This is a genomic window from Paraburkholderia sp. GAS82 (assembly GCF_050436285.1).
GTDB classification, from domain to species: Bacteria; Pseudomonadota; Gammaproteobacteria; order Burkholderiales; family Burkholderiaceae; genus Paraburkholderia; species Paraburkholderia phenazinium_B.
Map to the genome: position 1 here is coordinate 489,063 of NZ_JBNDLX010000002.1, position 19,774 is coordinate 508,836.

The 19,774-nt window shown below is 61.7% G+C and carries 18 protein-coding genes; 11 read left to right on the plus strand and 7 right to left on the minus strand.

Annotated features, from left to right (window positions below):
* The first annotated feature begins 3 nt into the window (after positions 1–3).
* From P3T17_RS08565 to P3T17_RS08580, 4 genes are read left to right on the plus strand one after another with little or no spacing between them, the layout of a single operon-like run.
* Positions 4–1,509, plus strand: a complete 1,506-nt coding sequence (locus tag P3T17_RS08565; protein ID WP_429406024.1) for an aldehyde dehydrogenase — start codon at positions 4–6, stop codon at positions 1,507–1,509.
* Positions 1,510–1,526: 17 nt separating this feature from the next.
* The gene (locus P3T17_RS08570; protein ID WP_429406026.1) at positions 1,527–2,492 is read left to right on the plus strand and encodes a VOC family protein; all 966 of its coding nucleotides are present in this window, start codon (positions 1,527–1,529) and stop codon (positions 2,490–2,492) included.
* On the plus strand, positions 2,485–3,741 hold the full coding sequence (locus tag P3T17_RS08575; protein ID WP_429406028.1) for an NAD(P)/FAD-dependent oxidoreductase: 1,257 nt from the start codon (positions 2,485–2,487) through the stop codon (positions 3,739–3,741). The genes P3T17_RS08570 and P3T17_RS08575 overlap by 8 nt, the downstream gene beginning before the upstream one ends.
* 24 nt (positions 3,742–3,765) lie before the next feature.
* Entirely contained in the window at positions 3,766–5,169 is a 1,404-nt protein-coding gene (locus P3T17_RS08580; protein WP_429406029.1) for an MFS transporter, read from the plus strand.
* Positions 5,170–5,248: 79 nt separating this feature from the next.
* On the opposite strand, the gene P3T17_RS08585 is transcribed toward P3T17_RS08580, so the two are convergent.
* The 4 genes from P3T17_RS08585 to P3T17_RS08600 form a co-directional block, all read right to left on the minus strand.
* Entirely contained in the window at positions 5,249–5,710 is a 462-nt protein-coding gene (locus tag P3T17_RS08585) for an N-acetyltransferase family protein (protein WP_429406031.1), read from the minus strand.
* Positions 5,711–5,968: 258 nt separating this feature from the next.
* A complete protein-coding gene (locus P3T17_RS08590; protein ID WP_074266963.1) occupies positions 5,969–6,172 on the minus strand; it encodes a DUF3562 domain-containing protein in 204 nt (67 codons plus the stop codon).
* A gap of 142 nt (positions 6,173–6,314) precedes the next feature.
* Positions 6,315–7,376, minus strand: coding sequence for a DMT family transporter (locus tag P3T17_RS08595; RefSeq protein ID WP_429406032.1), 1,062 nt, complete (start codon positions 7,374–7,376; stop codon positions 6,315–6,317).
* Between the two features lie 60 nt (positions 7,377–7,436).
* Positions 7,437–8,342: a LysR family transcriptional regulator gene (locus tag P3T17_RS08600; RefSeq protein ID WP_429406033.1), complete on the minus strand. Its 906-nt coding sequence runs from the start codon at positions 8,340–8,342 to the stop codon at positions 7,437–7,439.
* Between the two features lie 147 nt (positions 8,343–8,489).
* Between P3T17_RS08600 and P3T17_RS08605 the strand changes: the two genes are divergently transcribed.
* Entirely contained in the window at positions 8,490–10,103 is a 1,614-nt protein-coding gene (locus P3T17_RS08605; protein ID WP_429406035.1) for an MFS transporter, read from the plus strand.
* A 14-nt stretch (positions 10,104–10,117) separates the two neighbouring features.
* Here the strand turns inward: P3T17_RS08605 and P3T17_RS08610 are convergent, their stop codons facing one another.
* Positions 10,118–10,708 (minus strand): DUF2878 domain-containing protein, encoded by a 591-nt coding sequence (locus P3T17_RS08610; RefSeq protein WP_429406037.1) that lies wholly within the window; start codon positions 10,706–10,708, stop codon positions 10,118–10,120.
* A 141-nt stretch (positions 10,709–10,849) separates the two neighbouring features.
* On the opposite strand from P3T17_RS08610, the gene P3T17_RS08615 reads away from it, so the two are divergent.
* From P3T17_RS08615 to P3T17_RS08625, 3 genes are all read left to right on the plus strand, one after another.
* Complete coding sequence (locus tag P3T17_RS08615; RefSeq protein ID WP_429406039.1) at positions 10,850–11,446, plus strand: lipocalin family protein; 597 nt, start codon at positions 10,850–10,852, stop codon at positions 11,444–11,446.
* A 97-nt stretch (positions 11,447–11,543) separates the two neighbouring features.
* Complete coding sequence (locus P3T17_RS08620; protein ID WP_429406041.1) at positions 11,544–12,332, plus strand: DUF1295 domain-containing protein; 789 nt, start codon at positions 11,544–11,546, stop codon at positions 12,330–12,332.
* 86 nt (positions 12,333–12,418) lie between these two features.
* Complete coding sequence (locus P3T17_RS08625) at positions 12,419–13,531, plus strand: SAM-dependent methyltransferase (protein ID WP_429406043.1); 1,113 nt, start codon at positions 12,419–12,421, stop codon at positions 13,529–13,531.
* Between the two features lie 41 nt (positions 13,532–13,572).
* Here P3T17_RS08625 and P3T17_RS08630 read toward each other — a convergent pair whose 3' ends face one another.
* Positions 13,573–14,496 (minus strand): LysR family transcriptional regulator, encoded by a 924-nt coding sequence (locus tag P3T17_RS08630; protein ID WP_429406045.1) that lies wholly within the window; start codon positions 14,494–14,496, stop codon positions 13,573–13,575.
* A gap of 174 nt (positions 14,497–14,670) precedes the next feature.
* Here P3T17_RS08630 and P3T17_RS08635 point away from each other — a divergent pair, with 174 nt between their 5' ends.
* A complete protein-coding gene (locus P3T17_RS08635) occupies positions 14,671–16,008 on the plus strand; it encodes an MFS transporter (protein ID WP_429406470.1) in 1,338 nt (445 codons plus the stop codon).
* Between the two features lie 26 nt (positions 16,009–16,034).
* Positions 16,035–17,087: an alpha/beta hydrolase gene (locus P3T17_RS08640; protein ID WP_429406047.1), complete on the plus strand. Its 1,053-nt coding sequence runs from the start codon at positions 16,035–16,037 to the stop codon at positions 17,085–17,087.
* 56 nt (positions 17,088–17,143) lie between these two features.
* Here the strand turns inward: P3T17_RS08640 and P3T17_RS08645 are convergent, their stop codons facing one another.
* Positions 17,144–18,574 (minus strand): hypothetical protein, encoded by a 1,431-nt coding sequence (locus tag P3T17_RS08645; protein WP_429406050.1) that lies wholly within the window; start codon positions 18,572–18,574, stop codon positions 17,144–17,146.
* Between the two features lie 354 nt (positions 18,575–18,928).
* Here P3T17_RS08645 and P3T17_RS08650 point away from each other — a divergent pair, with 354 nt between their 5' ends.
* A complete protein-coding gene (locus P3T17_RS08650) occupies positions 18,929–19,720 on the plus strand; it encodes a class I SAM-dependent methyltransferase (RefSeq protein ID WP_429406052.1) in 792 nt (263 codons plus the stop codon).
* Positions 19,721–19,774 lie beyond the last annotated feature (54 nt).

The window sequence follows — 19,774 nt, forward strand, 5'->3', positions numbered from 1 at the left end:
GACATGACTCACTTCGATACCAGCCTCGTGCCCACCGGCGATATTTTCATCGGCGGCGAATGGCGGCAAGGGCGTGGCAACCCGTACAAAAGCCTGTATCCGGCGGATCAGTCGGTCAACATGGAAATCTCGACGGCCAGCGCCGACGACGCGCGCGATGCGGTCGAAGCCGCGGACATTGCATGGCGCAAAGCGGATTGGGCCGGTCTGAAGCCGCATCAGCGTGCCTTGGTTCTGTACCGTATTGCCGATCTGATCATGGCGCGTCACGAAGCACTGGCGCATCTGCAGCGGCGCGATAACGGCAAGCCGATCGGCGAAACACGTGTACTGGTGGCGAGCGCCGCCAACACGTTCCGCTATTTCGCTGCGTGCCTCGAAACGCTCGATGAAGAACTGACGCCATCGCGCGGCGACTACATGACCATGAGCGTGCATGAGCCGATAGGCGTGATCGCGGCTATCACTCCGTGGAACTCGCCGATCGCATCGGATGCGCAAAAGCTTGCTCCTGCGCTTGCGGGTGGCAACGCGGTGGTGTTGAAGCCCGCTGAAGTGACGCCGCTGGTCTCGCTCGCGTTGGCGCGCATCTGCGAAGAAGCGGGCGTACCGAAGGGCGTATTGAGCGTGTTGCCCGGTAAAGGTTCGGTAATCGGCGATGTGCTGGTGCGTCATCCGCTCGTGAAGAAAGTGTCGTTCACTGGCGGGACCGAGGTGGGACGTGGCATCGCGCGCATCGCCGCGGACAAGCTGATGCCGGTGTCGCTGGAACTGGGTGGCAAGTCGCCAACCATCGTCTTCGAAGACGCGGATATCGATCACGCGGTGAACGGCGTGCTGTACGGCATTTTCAGTTCGTCGGGCGAGGCATGCATCGCGGGCTCGCGGTTGTTCGTGCATCGCCCGATCTACGACGCGTTCATGAAGCGACTGGCCGAAGGCGCACGCAGGTTGCGCGTGGGCGACCCTTCGAGCCCGGAAACACAGATGGGCCCGTTGATTACGCCAGCGCATCGCGAATCGGTGGAGCGTTATGTCGCTTTGGGCCTGGAAGAAGGTGGACGCCTGTTGTGCGGTGGCGAGCGTCCCGTCGGCGACGGACGCGAACAAGGCAACTTCTATCAGCCCACGATTCTCGAAGGCCTGTCGAACAGCGCCCGTATCTGCCAGGAAGAAATTTTCGGACCGGTGCTGGTCGCCATGCCATTCGATGACGAAGCCTCGCTAATCAAGCAGGCCAACGACAGCGTGTTTGGCCTTGCTGCCGGCATCTGGACGCGCGACTACAAACGCGCCTGGCGCGTGGCACGCGCGCTCGAAGCGGGCACCGTGTGGATCAACACCTACAAGCTGTTCTCGATCTCGACGCCGTTCTCCGGCTGGAAAGAGAGCGGGATGGGTCGCGAGAAAGGGCGTCTCGGCATTCGCGAGTACATGCACCAAAAGAGCCTGTACTGGGGCTTGAACGACGCACCTTTGGCTTGGGCCAATGCGCCCCAGACGAATTGAGAAACAAGAGGCACGACATGACGATTCTCGGCATTGAACAGATTACCTACGGTGTGACGGACCTCGAAACCTGTCGGCGCTTTTTTGCCGACTGGGGTTTGAAAGAGACTGCGCACGACGAAACCCGCGCTCGCTTCGAATCGCTGAACGGCTGCACGATTCTGGCCGTGGATTCTAACGATCCCTCGCTGCCGCCCGCTTTCGAAGAAGGTCCGACGCTGCGTGAGGTGACGTGGGGTGTAGCGACGCGCGCCGAACTCGACGCGTTGCGCGGCCGCTTTACAGGTCAGCCAGGACACTTCGAAAACGACGACGCGGTGGGTTGCATCGACCCGAACGGCATGGCGATTCGTGTGGAAGTCACCCGCAAGCGCGACGTCGAAACGCATGGCTCACCTTCAAACGTGTGGGGCCAGACGTTACGCGTGAATCAACCGTCGCCGATCTATGAGCGAGCTGAACCGGTGGAAGTGGGGCATGTGGTGTTCTTCACCAACAACCTTGCCGAAACGGAGAAGTTCTATCAGGAACTGCTCGGCTTCGAGATGTCGGACCGTTACCCGGGACGTGGGGCGTTTCTGCGCTGCGCGCCACATGGCGGACATCATGACCTGTTCCTGCTGGCGTTGCCGAACGGCAAACGTGGCCTGAATCACGTGGCCTTCACCGTGCGCGATATTCACGAAGTGTTCGGCGGCGGCATGCATATCAGCCGCTGCGGCTGGGACACGCAACTTGGGCCGGGGCGCCATCCGGTGTCGTCTGCTTACTTCTGGTATTTCCAGAATCCGGCTGGCGCGCTCATCGAGTACTACGCGGATGAGGACCAACTGACGCCCGAGTGGCAACCGCGCGATTTCGAGCCGGGGCCGACCGTGTTCGCCGAATGGGCGATCGATGGCGGCATCGACGGCAACACGCGTCGCCAGAAGAATGCGAAAGCGCCGGAGGGCAAGTTCATGACGGAGCGCAAACATGACTGACGCCGCTGCATCAAGCGCACACGCGAGCCTGGAGGCACCACGCACGATCGTCGTGATCGGCGGTGGCCAGGCGGCCGGATGGGTCGTGAAGACCTTGCGCAAGGAGGGTTTCGACGGTCGCCTCGTGATGATCGCTGATGAGATCCACTTGCCGTATGAGCGTCCACCGCTGTCGAAGGCGGTGCTGGCGGGGGAAGCGGATATCGACACCGTGCGCCTCGTCAAGCCAGACGACTTCGACGCCCTGAACATCGAAGCGTGGCAGCCGGATACGGCTACGTCGATTAATCGCGAGCAACGCATCGTGCGCACGCTGTCGGGCCGTGAAGTGCAATACGATCGTCTCGTGATCGCCACGGGCGGAGCAGCGCGACGCTTGCCCGATGCGCTGGTGAAGACTTCCAACATCGCTTACCTGCGCACGCTCGATGAAGCGGTCGCGCTCGGCGAACGGTTGCGCGCGAGCCAGCACGTGCTGGTGATTGGCGGCGGCTGGATCGGGCTGGAAGTGGCGGCAACTGCACGCAAGCTTGGTGTTGCGGCAACTGTCGTCGAAGGTGCGCCGCGTCTGTGCGCCCGCTCGGTGCCGCCGGCCATTTCCGAGTTCCTTGTTGAACTGCATCGGGCCAATGGTGTGGACGTGCGCCTCGATTCAGGCCTTGTATCGCTCGACGATCACCCTGATAAAGCCCACGGCGTGCGTGCCACGCTGGCCGACGGCACCACGCTTGATGCTGATTTCGCCGTCGCGGGTATCGGTCTCACGCCGCATACGGCGCTCGCGCAAGCGGCAGGCCTTGCGATTGCCGATGGCATCGTGGTCGACCATTTCGGCGCAACTTCCGACCCGCGCGTCTTTGCATGCGGCGACGTGGCGAACCATCCGAGCGCGTGGCTGAAGCGTCGCGTGCGGCTCGAATCCTGGGCGAACGCGCAGAACCAGGCTATCTCCACGGCGAAAGCCTTGCTTGGCACGTTCGAGCCGTATGCGGACATTCCGTGGTTCTGGTCCGATCAGTACGACGTGAACCTGCAGATCCTCGGCGACATTCCCAACGACGCGCAGCTCGTCGTACGCGGCGATCTGCCAGGCAAACGCGCCACGCTCTTTTACGTGGAAGACGGTGCGATACGCGGGGCGATTGCGATCAACACGCCGCGCGATCTGAAACTCGCGCGCAAATGGATGAACCAGGGCCGCACGGTCGACCTTGCAACTCTCACTGACGCCAGCACGGCGCTCGCGTAACTCTTTTCGGACGGCGACAACGGCATGAGAACCATCGACAACACCATGGGGGACCGCAGCAGCGCCGGTGTCTCAGGCCCTGTGACCCGGGGCTCGATCATTGCGCGTCTGGAACGCTTGCCGGGCAATGCGATGCAGGTTCGCGCGCGAATCCTGATTGGACTCGCGACGTTCTTCGACGGCTTCGATGTGATCGCCATCGCTGCTACGTTGCCAATACTGATTCAGAAATGGGAGCTCACGCCGTGGGAGATCGGTTTTCTGATCGCGTCGGGATCAATCGGGCAACTGTTGGGCGCGTTCGTGTTTCCTTGGTACGCCGAGCGTAAGGGGCGCGTGCGCGCGATTGCGTTAAGTTCGGGGATCATCGGCGTGACGAGTATTGCGTGCGGATTCGCGCCGACGTTTGTTGCGTTCGTTGTGCTGAGGATCGTCCAGGGCCTGGGCCTGGGTGGCGAGTTGCCGGTGGCCGCGACGTATATCAACGAAATCAGCCGCGCGCATGGCCGTGGGCGCTTTGTGCTGCTGTATGAGATCGTGTTTCCGGTGGGTTTGCTGGCGTCGAATGCGCTGGGCGCGTGGATCGTGCCGCGCGTTGGCTGGCAGGCCATGTATTTCATTGGCGGCTTGCCGCTGATCCTGTTTTTCGTGCTGCGCAGACTGGTGCCGGAATCGCCGCGCTGGCTAGCTGAGCGCGAACGCATGGCCGATGCGGATGCAGCGGTGCTGGCCTTCGAACGCGCGACCAAGGGACCGCTGGCGCCGGTTGAGCATGCAGTCGAATTCGAAGCGATGGCGAGTCGGCATCCTAAGCGCCGCATCGGCGATCTGTTTGGGCCGGCTTATCTGAAGCGCACGTTGGCGGTGGCGATGCTATGGGTGACGTGCGGATTTATTCAGTACGGGCTTTCCACTTGGCTGCCCACGATCTATCGCACGGTTTATCACGCGCCGTTGCAACTGGCGCTGAACCTTGCGGTGGCGGCTTCCGTACTCGGTGTGATTGGGTCGCTGACCTGCGCATTGCTCGTCGACAAGGTGGGGCGCAAGCCGATCATCAATCTGTCGTTTGTGTTGTGTGCGATTTCGCTGGCGCTGGCCGGTGTGTTCCACGATTCGTCGGTGTATGTGGTGGCGACGTGTTGTGCATTTGCGCTGGGCTTCCTCGCGTGCGGGTTTATCACGGCGTATGTCTATACGCCGGAGTTGTATCCCACTAGCATCCGTGCGTTTGGCTGTGGAGTTGGCGGTGCCTGGCTAAAGGTGGCGGCGATCTTCGCGCCGGCGATCGTTTCGAAGACGATGGTGGGTGGTCATCTCGACGTCGCGTTTTACATTCTCGCGGCCGTGCCGTTCCTCGCCGCGCTCACGGTGCATTTCCTTGGAATTGAGACGAAGGGGAAGGTGTTGGAGCAACTGGAGGCTTAGCGGCTCTTGTAGCTCGGCGCGCTAGCGTAACGGGAAGCGCGCATCGTTCCGGCAAGAAGCCGTGCGATGCGCGCTCTCGTTACAAAGCCTTTCTGTACACCACAAACCCCGACCGGTCAGCGACACGGTCATACAGCTTCATCGCCGTCTGATTCGTCTCATGCGTTTGCCAATAAACGCGACTTGAACCCGCCGCTTTCGCGTGTTCGTAGACGGCTTCGATCAGCGCTCGCCCGACGCCTTTGCCGCGCTCGCTCTCGAGCGTGTAGAGATCCTGCAGATAGCAGATGGGTCCGGCCATCGTGGTGTGTCGATGATAGAGATAATGCACGAGACCGACCAGCTGACCGTCGCGCTCGGCGACCATCGCATGCATGGGTTCATAACCATCGAAAAAACGCGACCACGTGAGAAGTGTTATTTCGCGGGGCAACGCTGTCTCGCCGGAACGTCCGTAGAAGGCGTTATAGGCGTCCCACAGCGGCAGCCATGCCGAAAAGTCGGCGTTGGTTACTGGACGGATCTGGATTGATTGAGTCATGCACAAAGCTCCTCGGCTGGGCGTCGTGAAACAAAGCTTCACGACCACCGTCAGCTTAAGAACTTTGCGGCACTATTGTTAGCTCCACGGTTCAGCAATAACCTGGAGCCACGCACTTGCGCTGAGGCCCGCTAACGTGAGATTTCCGGAGCTTGTGCTGCGCCCGCATGCGCCTAGGCACGTCGCACGCGAACGCACGACATGAACGGCGGAACGATCAATCGAGCGAAGAAGCCGGCGCGAACCGCGGCGTTGGTGTTAGTTCTTCCGGCTTCCTGAATGTCGCAGCGTGTCGCGCACCTTCTTGGCGACCAGCAGCGGCATGTAATCGAACACTCGAGCATCAGTCTTATAGTTGGCCAAAGTATCGGCGTAGATCTTCGAGACCGTTTCCGTGGGGGTATTGGTTTCCGCGGCGATGGCCTGTACAACTTCGTCAACGTTGGGCTGGGGCTGAGCCATTGAGGTTCTCCGGGTTTGGCAGGGGGAAGTGCAAACGGCAGGAGTTCCATTACAGGACGAGCTTGGCCAGGATGCCAATTGAATCGTCCTATCGCGCTTTCGGATCTGGAAAGGGAGCGATCGCAAACCGCGATCGCTATGCTCAATGTGAGTGCCGATGATGAATATCTGGGAAATGCGCATGCGTGTGCGTGATTGGTGCATGCCGGTGTGGATGCACATGCGGTTCCTCGCCGTCCCATTCGAAATCGTGTTCGTGCTGATGATGTTCGTCATGACGGTGCCGGTGGTTATGCTCCAGCACCTGGTGCGTATGCGGATGGTCGTGCCGTTCGCGGATATGCAGCCAGATGCCGAGAGCCATCAATGCCGCGGCGACCCAGAACAGCAGCGGCGGCATTTCGGGCCACAGAATCAGCGAGATCGTCACGCCGAACAGCGGCGCCACTGAAAAATATGCGCCGGTGCGCGCCGTACCGAGATTGCGCAGCGCCACCACGAACAGCACCAGACTGACCCCGTAACCGGCGAACCCGGTCACCATCGCGGCCGCCATGATTCCGGCATGTGGGAGTTGAGCGCCCAGCAGCAATGCAATGACGAAATTCACCGACCCTGCGGTCAGCCCTTTCAGACAGGCGATGACCATCGCATCGTTGGTGGAGACCTTGCGCGTGAGATTGTTGTCGATTGCCCAGCACGCGCACGCCGCGGCCACCAGCAGGGCGCCGAGCGGCACGCTTGTCGCGCCGGGGTGCCATGACAAGGCCACACCACCCGCCACGATCGCCACCATGCCCAGAAACACCTGGGCATCGACGTTCTCGCGAAACACGATCCATGCGATCAGCGCGGTGAAAACACCTTCCAGATTCAGCAGCAACGAACTCGTGGCTGCCGGCGTCGCGTTCAGGCCGAGCATTAACAGAGCGGGTCCCGCGACGCCGCCCGTGACGATGGCGCCGAGCAGCCACGGGACTTCGCGCAAATGGATCTGTCCTTCGTTGGCTCGCTTGTCGTTGCTCAGTCTCAGCTTGCGTACGAGGATCGTGATAGCCAGGCCAACGCCGCTGCCGAGGTAGAAGAGTCCCGCCACCATAAACGGTGACAGGGTGCCGAGCAGCGCCTTGGCAAAAGGCGTCGTCGCACCGAACAAGGCGGCAGCGAGAAGGGCGGTGAACGGTGCGTTCAAACGTGCTGACATGGTTTTTGTCGCGACGAATCGGGCAATCAGCTTAAGGTGCTGGCGGCGCCGCGTCGAGTGCTAAGCAGTTCTGGCTGGTTCGGGAAACAGGCGCTCAGAAAGAAAATCGACCCAGACCCGCAGTTTGGGCGACAACTGTCTGCTCGATGGCCATAGCACCGAGAATTGTCCGGCCTGCGCGAGGTGGTCCGCCATGACCGATTGCAACGCGCCGCTTTGCAAGGCGTCGCGCGCGAGAAACTCGGGCATATAGGCGATGCCAAGCCCCAACTCTGCCGCTGCCCGGAGCGCCTCCATGTTGTTGCAGGTCAGCGCGGTCGGAAAGCGTGTGACCGTGTCTTCCGGCAGATCGCGAAAGCGCCACGGCTCCAGTTTTCCCGAAGTCGGAAAACGAAACCGCAGGCAGGCATGCTGCGCCAGATCGGCCGGCACCTGCGGCACGCCGCGCCGCTGTAGATACGTCGGCGACGCGCACAGCACAAAACAGAACGGCCCCAGCCGCTTGGCCATCAGTTGCGAATCGTCGAGCGGCCCGCTGCGGATCGCGGCATCGAAACCGCCTTCGATTACATCGACCAGACGGTCGTTAAAGTCCAGTTCGAGATCGATCTCCGGATAGCACGCCGCGAACTCCGGCACGATCGGCAGCAAAAAACGGTAGCCGATGGTCGGCAGGCTCACCCGCAGACGGCCGCGCGGGGTCGCTGTGGCTTGCAGCATCATCGTTTCGGCGTCGTGCACGGCCTCGAGAATCTGACGGCAGCGCTCGTAGAAGCGCTCGCCGTCGTCCGTCAGGCTGACGCGCCGCGTGCTTCGCTGCAGGAGTCGCACGCCAAGATGCTGCTCGAGGCGCGCCACGCTTTTGCCAACCGCCGACGCAGACACACCGAGCCGCTGCGCGGCGCCGACAAAGCTCGAAGCCTCCGCGGTTCGCACGAACGCGATCATGCCGGTCAGGTTTTCCATGGCGTCATTCGAGAGTTTTTGTCCGGATTGATCCGACTTTAGCAGTATTTATCACGTTCGAGTCCGTAACTAGACTTGCCTGACCCGTTTTCCGTGTGCGTCGGAAATCGCCAGTCCTCGGTGCCCTGTCTATCCAAAGGAAGCGTCATGTCTGACTCGATCGATCACACCGCCTCGCGAGGCGCCGCCGTGCTTGCCGCGGTTTGCGTCGCGGCGGTTATCCTGCCGCTCAGTTTCTCGGCGGGCGCCATCGCGACACCGGCAATCGGCCGCGCTCTCGGTGGCGGTCCGGTAGCGCTGAACTGGATTACCAATGCGTTCATGCTCGCGTTCGGCAGTTGTCTGATGGCGGCCGGCACGCTTGCCGATCGCTTTGGCCGCCGCAGCGTGTTTCTCTGCGGGGTGAGCGTGTTCTCGCTGATGTCGATGCTCCTCGCGCTTGCTCCTGGCATCGTCTGGGTCGATCTGCTGCGGGCAGCGCAAGGGGTGGGCGCCGCCGCTGCGCTGGCGGGCGGCTCGGCGGCGCTCGCGCAGGAGTTCGACGGCCACGCCCGGACCCGCGCGTTCAGTCTGCTCGGCACCACCTTCGGCGTCGGCCTTGCGTTCGGACCGGTGCTGGCCGGCGGCCTGATCGAACTGTTCGGCTGGCGCGCGGTGTTTGTTTCGACCGCGCTGCTCGGCGCGATGTCGCTGCTGCTCGCGGCACCCGGCATGCCGGAGACGCGCGATCCGCACGCGTCCGGCGTGGACTGGCCAGGCATGGCGAGCTTTACGGCGGCGCTCGGGCTGTTCACGGTCGCGATTCTGGAGGCGCCGGATATCGGCTGGGGCCATCCGGCAGTCGGTTCGCTGTTCGCGGCCGCAGCCGGGTCGCTCGTGGCATTCGTGCTGATCGAGCGGCATACCGTCCGGCCGATGCTCGACCTCTCGTTGTTCCGCTATCGCCGTTTCGTGGGCGTGCAGTTGCTGCCGATCGCGACGTGCTACTGCTTCGTGGTGCTGCTGGTGATCTTGCCGATCCGCTTTGTCGGCATCGAAGGATACGCGCCACTTAATGCCGGCTTGATGATGACTGCGCTTTCGGCGCCGATGCTGGTCATGCCCGCAGTCGCCGTGCGCCTGACCCGGCACGCATCGCCGGGGCTGATCTCCAGCCTGGGTCTGCTGATTGCAGCAGCGGGACTGGTTTGGCTCGGCGGCGTACCGGTAGGCGCAAAACCCGCTGCGCTGCTGGTGCCAATGGGTGTGATCGGCATTGGTACGGGGTTGCCATGGGGATTGATGGACGGTTTGTCAGTTAGCGTGGTGCCGAAGGAGCGTGCCGGCATGGCAACCGGCATCTTCAGCACGACGCGCGTGGCCGGCGAAGGACTTGCTCTGGCAATGGTCAGCGCGGCGCTGGCTGGCATCGTGGCGGCGCGCCTTACGCCGGTTGTCGCCGCGTTGGCGCCCCTTGCACCTGGCCACAAGTTAATGGCCGCTGGTGGCGGTGCGCCGCGCACGGCGATTGATCTGGCAGCCCAACAGCTTGCCACCGGTGACCTGAGCGGCGCGTCGACGCTATTGCCTGGGGTCTCACTAGCGATGCTCCGTCAGCACTATGCAGATGCGTTTCATCTGTTGACGTATGGGTTAGCTGCCATCACGGTATTGGCGGCGCTGGCAACATTGCGCTACCTCGGCCTGGGCGATCGGCAGGGGGCGTCGGTCGCGACCACCGCGACCTCTGCAACCACCGCGACCTGCGACGACGCGCGCTGATTCACCACGGTCGTTCAATCCGCGACGTGCACGCCATCCCAACGCCGCGCTAGCCCCAGCATTATCGGCATCAACACCGCCCATCCTGCCCCGAGCGCCGCGAACGCAAGCATCGGGTCGGGAAAGCGCACCGCGCCCAGCGCTGCGCCGGCACGAAACGACAGCGGTCCGGCCAGCGCGCCCAACAGGGCAGCCAGCAGTGGGCGATGTTTCAGCCAGCCGAACACGACGTTGAACTGGACCGCGAACAGAGCCCATAGCGCGAGGAGCCACCACGGCGCGGTGCCGGGAATCAGCACGCCGTTCGGATAGACGAGCAGCCCTGTCTCGACGAGGACACTTTCCCAGACCGCCCCGATCAGCACGGCCGCAGCCACCAGCTTGAGTTCCTGCGCAGGCGCGGGCACCTGGCTGGCGTGCCAGACGACCGTGGCCATCACGAACAGCACGCCAATCCACGCCAGCCCGTGCGCTGCGCTCATCACGCAGACCATCCAGCCGGCCTGACAGACGATGAAATACAGCCACGCCTTTGGCGCGCCAGCGCGCGGAGTTCTGGCGCCGGCGTTAGCGTTGGCGGCCCGGTGAAGATCTCCAGATGACATGCGATGGCACCGTCCACGTGGTCTCATATCTCTGCTTACGCGGCAGGGCGCCGGTTGGATTCAGACGCGAGGGAGCGGTAAGCGCATCCAGCGGAGCGCGTCGAACGTAATACCTATATCGCCACGACACCCGAGGTCACCATGCGCCGCTTTGCCTGCGCTGCCGCCGCCGTTTTTCTGCTGTTCATGCTGAACGGCTGTTCCGGCGAGCCGCCCAATCCCAACCCGCGCGCCAGTGTGCCGCTTCAGACCGTGCCGGTCGATCTGCCGCGCTATATGGGCCGCTGGTACATCATCGCCAACATTCCCTATTTTGCCGAGCGTAACTTCGTGGGCGCCTATGCGGAATGGAAGTTGCGGCCCGACGGGAAGATCGACGATTCGTACCTCGCGCACAAAGGCAGCTTCGACGCTCCGCTCAAGCACTACCAGTTCCTCGATACGCCGGTGCCCGGTAGCGGCGGCGGTGAATGGAATGTTCAGGTGTTCTGGCCGGTGCGATTCAAGCAGCTCACGTTGTATGTCGACCCCGACTACCGTTACACGATTCTCGGTTATCCGGGCAAGAACCTCGGCTGGATCTTTTCGCGCGACCCGGACATGAGCGACGAGACCTATCACGCCATGCTGGCCAAGCTCGACGAGATGGGCTACGACACTTCGCGTTTCAGGCGTGTGCCGCAGCGGCCCGAGCAGATCGGTATGCCGGGCTTTTGGTCGCCCGGCGACAAGAACTAGCACTGCCTTCGTGGATGCGGCGTGCTCGGGCCGCGGAGCCGCATCCACTGGGCATTTGTCTGCGTATAAATCTGCATTGCCAATGAATGAGGATGTCATGCCGCCTGTCTTCGCCGCCGTGATTGCATTGATCGGGCTTGTGCTGGTGTTTTCCGCCGTCTGGGCATGGCAGCTGAAGTCGGAAAACGCGGGCATGGTCGATCCGGTCTGGGCGTATTCGCTCGGCGCAGTCGCGGTTTTGTATGCCGTGCTGGGTAAGGGTGATTCTTCGACCCGCGTGCTCGCGGCGCTCGGCGGCCTCGTGTGGGGTGTGCGGCTCGGCACACACCTATGGCGCCGCAACTTCGGGCAGCCGGAAGATGCACGTTACCGGCGCTTTCGCGAGGAATGGGGCGATGCCGCGCCGCGCCGGATGTTCTGGTTTTTCCAGTTGCAGGTCGTGATCTCGATGTTGCTTTCCCTGGCGTTTCTGGTGCCCGCTTACCGCACGAGCGAACCGTCGACCGTCTGGCTCGTTCTGGCCGCGGCGGTGTGGATCGCTTCGGTTGTGGGGGAGGCGATCGCGGACCGGCAACTTCAGCGTTTCAAGAGCGATTCATCGAGCCACGGCAAGGTGTGCCGCGTCGGACTGTGGAATTACTCGCGACATCCGAACTACTTTTTCGAATGCGTGCACTGGGTGTCGTACATCCTGCTGTCGATCGGCTCACCGTGGATTTGGCTAACGCTGTTGCCGCCGATTCTTATGGCGTGGCTGTTACTCAAGCTGTCCGGGATTCCCTTGCTTGAAGCGAGTCTCGCTAAAACCCGCGCCGGTTACGCGGAGTACATGCGCACGACCAATGCGCTGATCCCATGGCCGCCGCGGCGCTCGCCGCGGGACTAACTGCGTGACGGAGTCGATGACACCACAACAAGACCTACGAGTCGCCGTTCGCGTCGACGTCGTGACCGCAAAAGGAGCCAGCCGATATGAGCCTCTCGACCCTTGACCCCACCCTGCCGCAGCCGCCAGCTTCGGCTCCCGCAGCCCCCGATGACGGCTGGCTGATCCGTTGCTGCGAGCGCCGCTGGCTGCCCGATCCGCTGATCCGCCTTGGCATGCGTCAACTGATGGGCCAACGTCTGCGCGACGAAGCCATCAACGACGGCGAGTTGCGGGCACGCCGGCTCAACCGTCTGCTCGATGACCTGCGAACGAGTCCAATCGCCATCGAAACCCAGGCCGCCAACACGCAGCACTACGAAGTACCCGCGTCGTTCTTTCACGCGCATCTCGGCCCGCACCTGAAGTACTCTTGCTGTCTCTATCCAGAGGGTAAGGAGACGCTCGCGCAGGCCGAAACCGCAATGCTCGAACTCTATGCAACCCGCGCCGAACTGACCGATGGTCAGCGTGTGCTCGATCTGGGCTGCGGATGGGGTTCCCTGTCGCTGTGGCTCGCGGCGCGTTACCCGAATTCGCAGATCGTCGCGCTCTCGAACTCGCTCGGCCAGCGTCTGTTCATTGAAAGCTGCGCGGCGGAACGCGGCCTGACAAACCTCAAGGTCATTACGAGCAATATCGTTGACTTCGAGTTTTCCGAAGCGCAACTGGCGGGCGGTTTCGATCGCGTATTGTCGATCGAAATGTTCGAGCACATGAAGAACTACGGACTGCTACTCGCCAAGATTGCGCGCTGGATGCGCGACTCCGCGAAACTGTTCGTGCATATTTTCGTGCACCGCACGCTTGCCTACCATTTCCAGGTAGAGGATGGCAGTGACTGGATGTCGAAATACTTCTTCACTGGCGGCACGATGCCATCGGAGAATCTGCTGCTCAATTTCCAGGACGATCTGCGCGTGGAGCGGCAATGGTGGGTAAGCGGCACGCATTATGAGCGCACTGCAAACCACTGGCTGACCGCGCTCGATGCCGCGCAAGACCGTGTGATGCCCATGCTCGTCGATACCTACGGCGCGCGCGATGCCGCTATCTGGCTACAGCGCTGGCGCATGTTCTACATGGCTGTAGCGGAGCTGTTTGGCTATGCGAACGGCAACGAGTGGGGCGTCGGGCACTATCGCTTCGAAAAGCGCTGAGCAGCGGTAGGCCACTAGCGACGCAGTGGGCGAGGCGTTGTCTAAACTTCCTGCGCCTGCGCAAATTCAATCACCGTCTGCGCGAAACGCACCGCCGCCGGATTGCCGGCATCGCGGTGCGTGACCAGATGCAACGGCGCCGTGATGGCCGTGTCGCTATCAATCGGGCAATACACCACGCTCTCCTGCTGGTAGCGCTGCATCGACGCGGGCACCAGCGTCACGCCCGTACCGGCTGCTACGAGGTTGATCGCGCTCAGCATGCGCGGCACCTCGCTGGCGACGCGCGGCGTGAAGCCCGCCGCTTCGCAGGCGTCGATGAAATCCGAATACATGCCGCGCGCACCGGGTCGGCGCACAAAAATAAACGGTTGATCAGCCAGCGAATCGAGTGCGACGGGACGCATCCGGCCCGACTTGGCGCGTCCTTGCAGCAGGCGATGTCCTAACGGCAGCACCAGCACCATGCTTTCTTCGAGCAGCAGATCGAAGCGCAACTCGTCGGGCGTGTCGCTTGGTTTGCGGAGGATGGCCGCGTCGATGCGGCCGCTCACCATCCGCTCGATAATTTCCGCCGCGTTGATTTCGTTGAGATCGATGGCGATGTCCGGACAGGCGTCACGGAACGCGCGAATCGCAGCCGGTGCCAGCGGGTGAAATGCCGATGAACTGGTCAGGGCGATCCGCACCGAACCAATCCTGCCGTCCGCGATGCCTTTGCCTTTGACGACGGCCTGATCCAGCGCCTGCAGCAGGGCGCGCGCATCGTCGGCGAAGGACGTACCCGCCGAGGTCAGCTCGACGCCGCGTGCTACCCGCGTGAACAGCGGAAAGCCGATTTCACTTTCGAGCGCCTGAATCTGCTGCGACAGCGGCGGTTGCTGGATATGCAGTTTCGCGGCGGCACGAGTGAATTGCCGCTCGTCGGCCACCGCCAGGAAGTAACGCAGATGCCGCAATTCCATCGCAATGCCTCGTATATGTGAAACGTATGGCAGGGGTATTTGATTGGTATTTTACATTTACCGCGATACTCCGTACGCTTGAGGCATAAGCGCAACGACATTGCACGGACCAGAGTAAGCACCAAGAGTCAACTCTGGTCGACACATATACGTCTCAGGAGACCCATGGACTCGATGCTTTCCGGCGCGGCGACCCCCGCCCGACCAGCCGCCGTACCGGCGGCCGCGCAGGTGCGGCGTGCCGTGATCGCCTCGGTGATCGGCAACGGTCTCGAGTGGTTCGATTTTCTGATCTACGGTTATTTCGCCAAGACCATCGCGCATGTGTTCTTTCCGGTGGACAACGTGCTGCTGTCCACGGTGCTGACGCTGGCGACCTTTGCGATCGGCTTCATCGTGAGGCCGATTGGCGGCATCGTGTTGGGCGCGTACGCGGACCGGGTGGGGCGCCGCCGTACCTTATCGCTGCTGATTCTGCTGATGGCTGCCAGCACGCTGCTGATGGGCCTGACACCGGGTTACAGCAGCATCGGCATTGCTGCGCCGTTGCTGGTGCTGCTATCGCGCGTGCTGCAAGGTCTGTCGGTGGGCGGCGAGTTCGCCACAGCGGCGGCGATGTTGTCGGAATACGCGCCGCGCGGCAAAAAGATGTTTTACGGCAGTTTCCAGATGACGTCGCAGGCGTTTGCGTTGCTGCTGTCGTCGGCGTGCGGCTATCTGCTGACGACGCATCTCGACCGCGCGTCGCTGGAAACGTGGGGTTGGCGCGTGCCGTTTCTGCTCGGCGCGCTGATCGGGCCGATCGGCTTTTACATTCGGCACAAGGTGGCCGAGTCACCCGAATTCGTCGAGATGCGCGAGCGGCTCGGCCATGCACCGCGTCAGTCGATCCGCCAGTTTCTGCGCGAGCGTAGCGATGCATGTATGTGTGCGACGGGCGTGATCATCGTCGGCGCGGCGACCAACTATCTGTGGCACTCGTTTTTGCCGCTATATGTCGAGCGCCAACTGCATTTGCCGTTGAAGAACGCGTTGCTGGGTACCGCCGTGTCTGGTCTGATCAGCATCATTGCATATCCGCTGGCAGGCAAACTCGCGGACCGTGTCGGTGCATGGCGAGTGTTCTTCCCGGTGGTGGTGCTCTGGGCCTTGATCGCGTATCCGCTGTTCGCGTGGGTGGTCGCGCAGCCGACGCCAGAGCGCCTCTTCACCGCGCAGATGATCGCCACGCTGGTGTTGAGCATCATGTCGGGCCCGCATCCGGGGATGTTGACGCAGCTCTTCCCGACCTCGACGCGTTCTACCGGGGTGGCGCTGTCGTACAACATTGCGGTCACGCTGTTCGGCGGCCTCGCGCCGTTGATCGTGACGACACTCATCAGCTTCACTGGCTCGAACCTGGTGCCGGCCTACTTCCTGATTTTTGCGGCGATCGTCTCGCTGTTGATGGTGGGCCTGAGCCGGTCCGGAAGACACCTGTGGCGCGATCCCGATGCCGTTCCGCAAGAATAATTTCATTCCTTTACTTTGATTCGAACATGACGTCTTCAGGTCCCGGCGAACGGGTACGACCGCGCAATGAATACCCAGTGCGCGAGGTGGCCGGCGCACGCTTGCGTGTTACGACGGCGCGTGGCTCCGGCACGATGCCGGTTTATCGCTCGGCAGACGAGGCGTCGGACGCGCGAGTGAGTCGCGTCGTCATCGTGCTACATGGCCGGTTGCGTGACGCGGATGCGTATCTTTTGTCCGCACAACGGGCCTTGGCTGCGGCTGACGTGGATGCTAGCGACACGTTGCTGATCGTGCCGCAGTTTCTGGCGAGCGCCGACATCGTCGCTCATGGTCTCGATCCGGAAACGCTGCACTGGGACTGGACCGGCTGGATGGGTGGCGATGACGCGGCAGGTCCCGCGCCGATCAGTTCGTTCGATGTGCTTGATAGTCTCGTCGAAGAGGTGGCGGATCGCTCGCGATTTGCCTCGCTGCGGGAGGTGGTGATTGCGGGGCATTCGGGCGGTGCACAGGTGGCGCATCGTTATGCGGTGGTGGGACGCGCGGCGGCGCTGCTTGAAGAGCAGGGCGTTCATTGCCGCTATGTGATTGCGAATCCGTCTTCGTACGTGTATTTCGACAAGCTTCGGCCGGATGGTGACGGCGGATTCAGTCCTGCCGATGAGAGCGCTTGCGCCGGGGTCGATACGTGGAAGTACGGCATTTATCAGCCTCCGCGTTACGCGAGCGGCGATGCGTCGTTTGATGTGCTTGAGCAACGTTACGCTCGTAGCGATGTGATCTATCTGCTCGGGGAGGGCGACTGCGATCCGCAGCATCAGGCGCTCGATCGTTCGTGCGCGGCAAATGCGCAAGGGCCGCATCGGCTGGCGCGTGGACTGGCTTACTTTGATTACTTGTGCCGTCGGCATCCGCAGCTTGCGCATCGATGCTGGCAGGTGCCGGGGGTCGGGCATAACGGGCAGGGGATGTTCAATTCGGCTGAGGGGTTGCTGGCGTTGTTCGATGCGAAGGCGCGTGCGGATGGGATGGGGGAGAGGCAAGGGCCTTCGACCGAGGACGGTGCGGCCGAGTGAGCGCGTTGCGGTGTGGCTTGGCACGCTGCGATCCATACTGCGTGTGGCGCACCCTGCTACCTCCAATGCGAATCTACCGGCTCGCCCAGCCATTCCCTCAACGCGTCTCGCACCTCTTCGATAACTGGATCCCACTGCCCTAACTGGCGTTGACGGAATAGGCGCATGGATGGATACCAAGGGCTATCCGTGCGGTCGGCGAGCCACCGCCACTCAGAATAGCCGGGCAGAAGCACCCATACGGGCAGGCCTGCGGCGCCGGCAAGATGCGCAACGGACGAATCTACAGTGATAACCAGATCCAATGTCTCGAGTATGGCGAGCGTGTCGGTAAAGTCCTCAATCATTGGCCCCAAGGCGTGTACGTCGAAATTGTCGGCCAACGATTTGCGTTCCGCCTCAGCGTCGTCCTTTTGGACAGAGAACCACGTTATTGAGGGTAATTCAAACAATGGCCGCAGCGCGTGCAGCCGAATAGACCGGAAGCGGTCATTGGCCGTGTTAGGACTACCTTTCCAGACGAAGCCGACGCGTCTGGATTTCGCATTTTCCTGGAGCGGGGCGGTCGACTCGACGTATGCGCGCCAATGTTCGCGTCGCTCATGTGTTGTCGTGAGATACGGCATTGCAAGCGGGAGCATTGATACCTCCAACTCCATGTATGCCGGTATCTTCATCATATAAGACCAGTATGCATACGAGCCACCTGGTACGGCGGGATAGGAATAGACGGTTCGCACGCCCGCCATGCCAGCAGCAATTCCGGCTAGTGGTGGATCGACGAGTACGTCGACTGTCGCACCTTGTTGGTGTAGCCATTCCGCGAATCTAAGGAACTGGATCTGGTCGCCATATCCTTGGTGGAGTACGTACAAAAATTCGCAACCCACTAGCGGCTCGCCATTCCACTCAGGGAAATCCGGACGGAACAATTGGCTGCTTATCGACGGATACGTATAGAAAATTTTATGTCGCTTCCAGCCTTCTTTGAAATCACCAAGGGCAAGCTGGACGCATGAGAGGAAGTACTGCACACACGTTCCCGCGTTATCAGGCCAAAGGCGAGCCGCTTCCATGGCATACGGAAGACATTCTCTGGGCAGTCCGCACATCCACAACACCCTGGCCGCGTTGTAGTGCAGAAAATGGTTTTCGGGGTCGATGGATAACCCCTGTTTGGCGAGTCTGAATCCATCGGCATAACGGTCGTTCTGGTTCAGTGCGCTGGAAAGAAGCGTGAGTGCTTCGACATCGTTCCAGTAACGGCTGCTCAACTGATTGACTGCACCTTCAATTTCGCCTTCGAGGCCCGTTTTGATCAGAGCGGAGATTCGCTCCAGTTCGTTTTGCAGGCTCGCGTCACTGGAGACGGAAGCGGGCTCGTGTGATCCATGCCGCCGACACACGGACATACTTCGCGTGCGACCTGTCCCGCTGATGATGTGTTGAAAACGAACCTGTCCGGTTTCCAGCGAATCTTCCCTCATCTTTACGTCTCTCTCAGTTTTTTGGTAAGTCGTTATAAGGAAAGCTAACATTCAAAAATGCGTGTGAGCGTTCGCAATAAAAGAGTAAGCGCTTGGAAACCGGGGAGCTAGCAGACGCCGCTGCTTTGTGTGAAAGGTAATTTACCGGCAACGTCAGGAAAGGCGGCGCACCACTCGCGATTTGCGGCAGGCGGTTGAAGAGAGCCTCACAACGTTCTGGCTCGCGAGTCTGTCCGGGAGCCCAAAAGAATGAAATGCACTACGCCGGTCTCGACATCGAACGCGGCACGGCGTCATACTCTGAAACTGCCTGCTCCCTCCATGTCCTGTTAGCTCGGTTTCCCCAACCCGCCCATGACCACACCCATCCCCTTCGTACCCGACCGCTTCAAGAACAACGCCGCTCACTACCTGAGCGGCCGCCCCGCTTACTCACCGCGCCTGATCCGCCGCGTGGCCGAAGCCTGCAAGCTCGACGGCACGCAACGCCTGCTCGACCTCGGCTGCGGACCGGGGCAACTCTCGCTGGCATTTTCATCATGGGTGGACTCGGGCGTGGCGCTCGACCCTGAACCCGAAATGCTGCGCATCGCCTCGGGACTGGGACTCGGCGTTGCCGCAAACATCGAATACCGGTTGGGCAGTTCCTACGATCTCTCGCCAGAGTGGGGCCGTTTTCAGATTGCCGTCATCGGCCGCGCTTTTCACTGGATGGACCGGCCCGATACGCTCGCGCGTCTGGACAAGCTGATCGACCCATCGGGCGCCGTGGTGCTCTTCGGCACCTCGCATGCGAACGACGCGTCGACGCCATGGCTCGACTCGTACCGCGCGTTGCTCGACGAATACGCGCAAACCGATCCGGCGCGCGAGCAGCGCAAATCCGATAGTTGGGAGAGTCACGAATCCGTCTTGTTCAAGTCGGCGTTTGCTTCGCTCGAACGCGTGTCGTTCATCGAGAAGCGGCGCGTCGCGCTGGAATCGTTGATTGCGCGAGCGTTGTCGATGTCGAGCCTGTCATCGGAGCGCCTCGGTGCGCGGCTCGACGAACTGGTGACGCGTTTGCGATCTCTGCTTGAACCGCACGCCGCGGAGGGCTGGCTTGATGAGCGAGTGGAATCGATCGCGCTGATTGCGCGTCGTTAAGTTGGCGTAGAGGAGGGACGGATGCACCAGCGCGCCATCGAAGCGCTAGCGCAT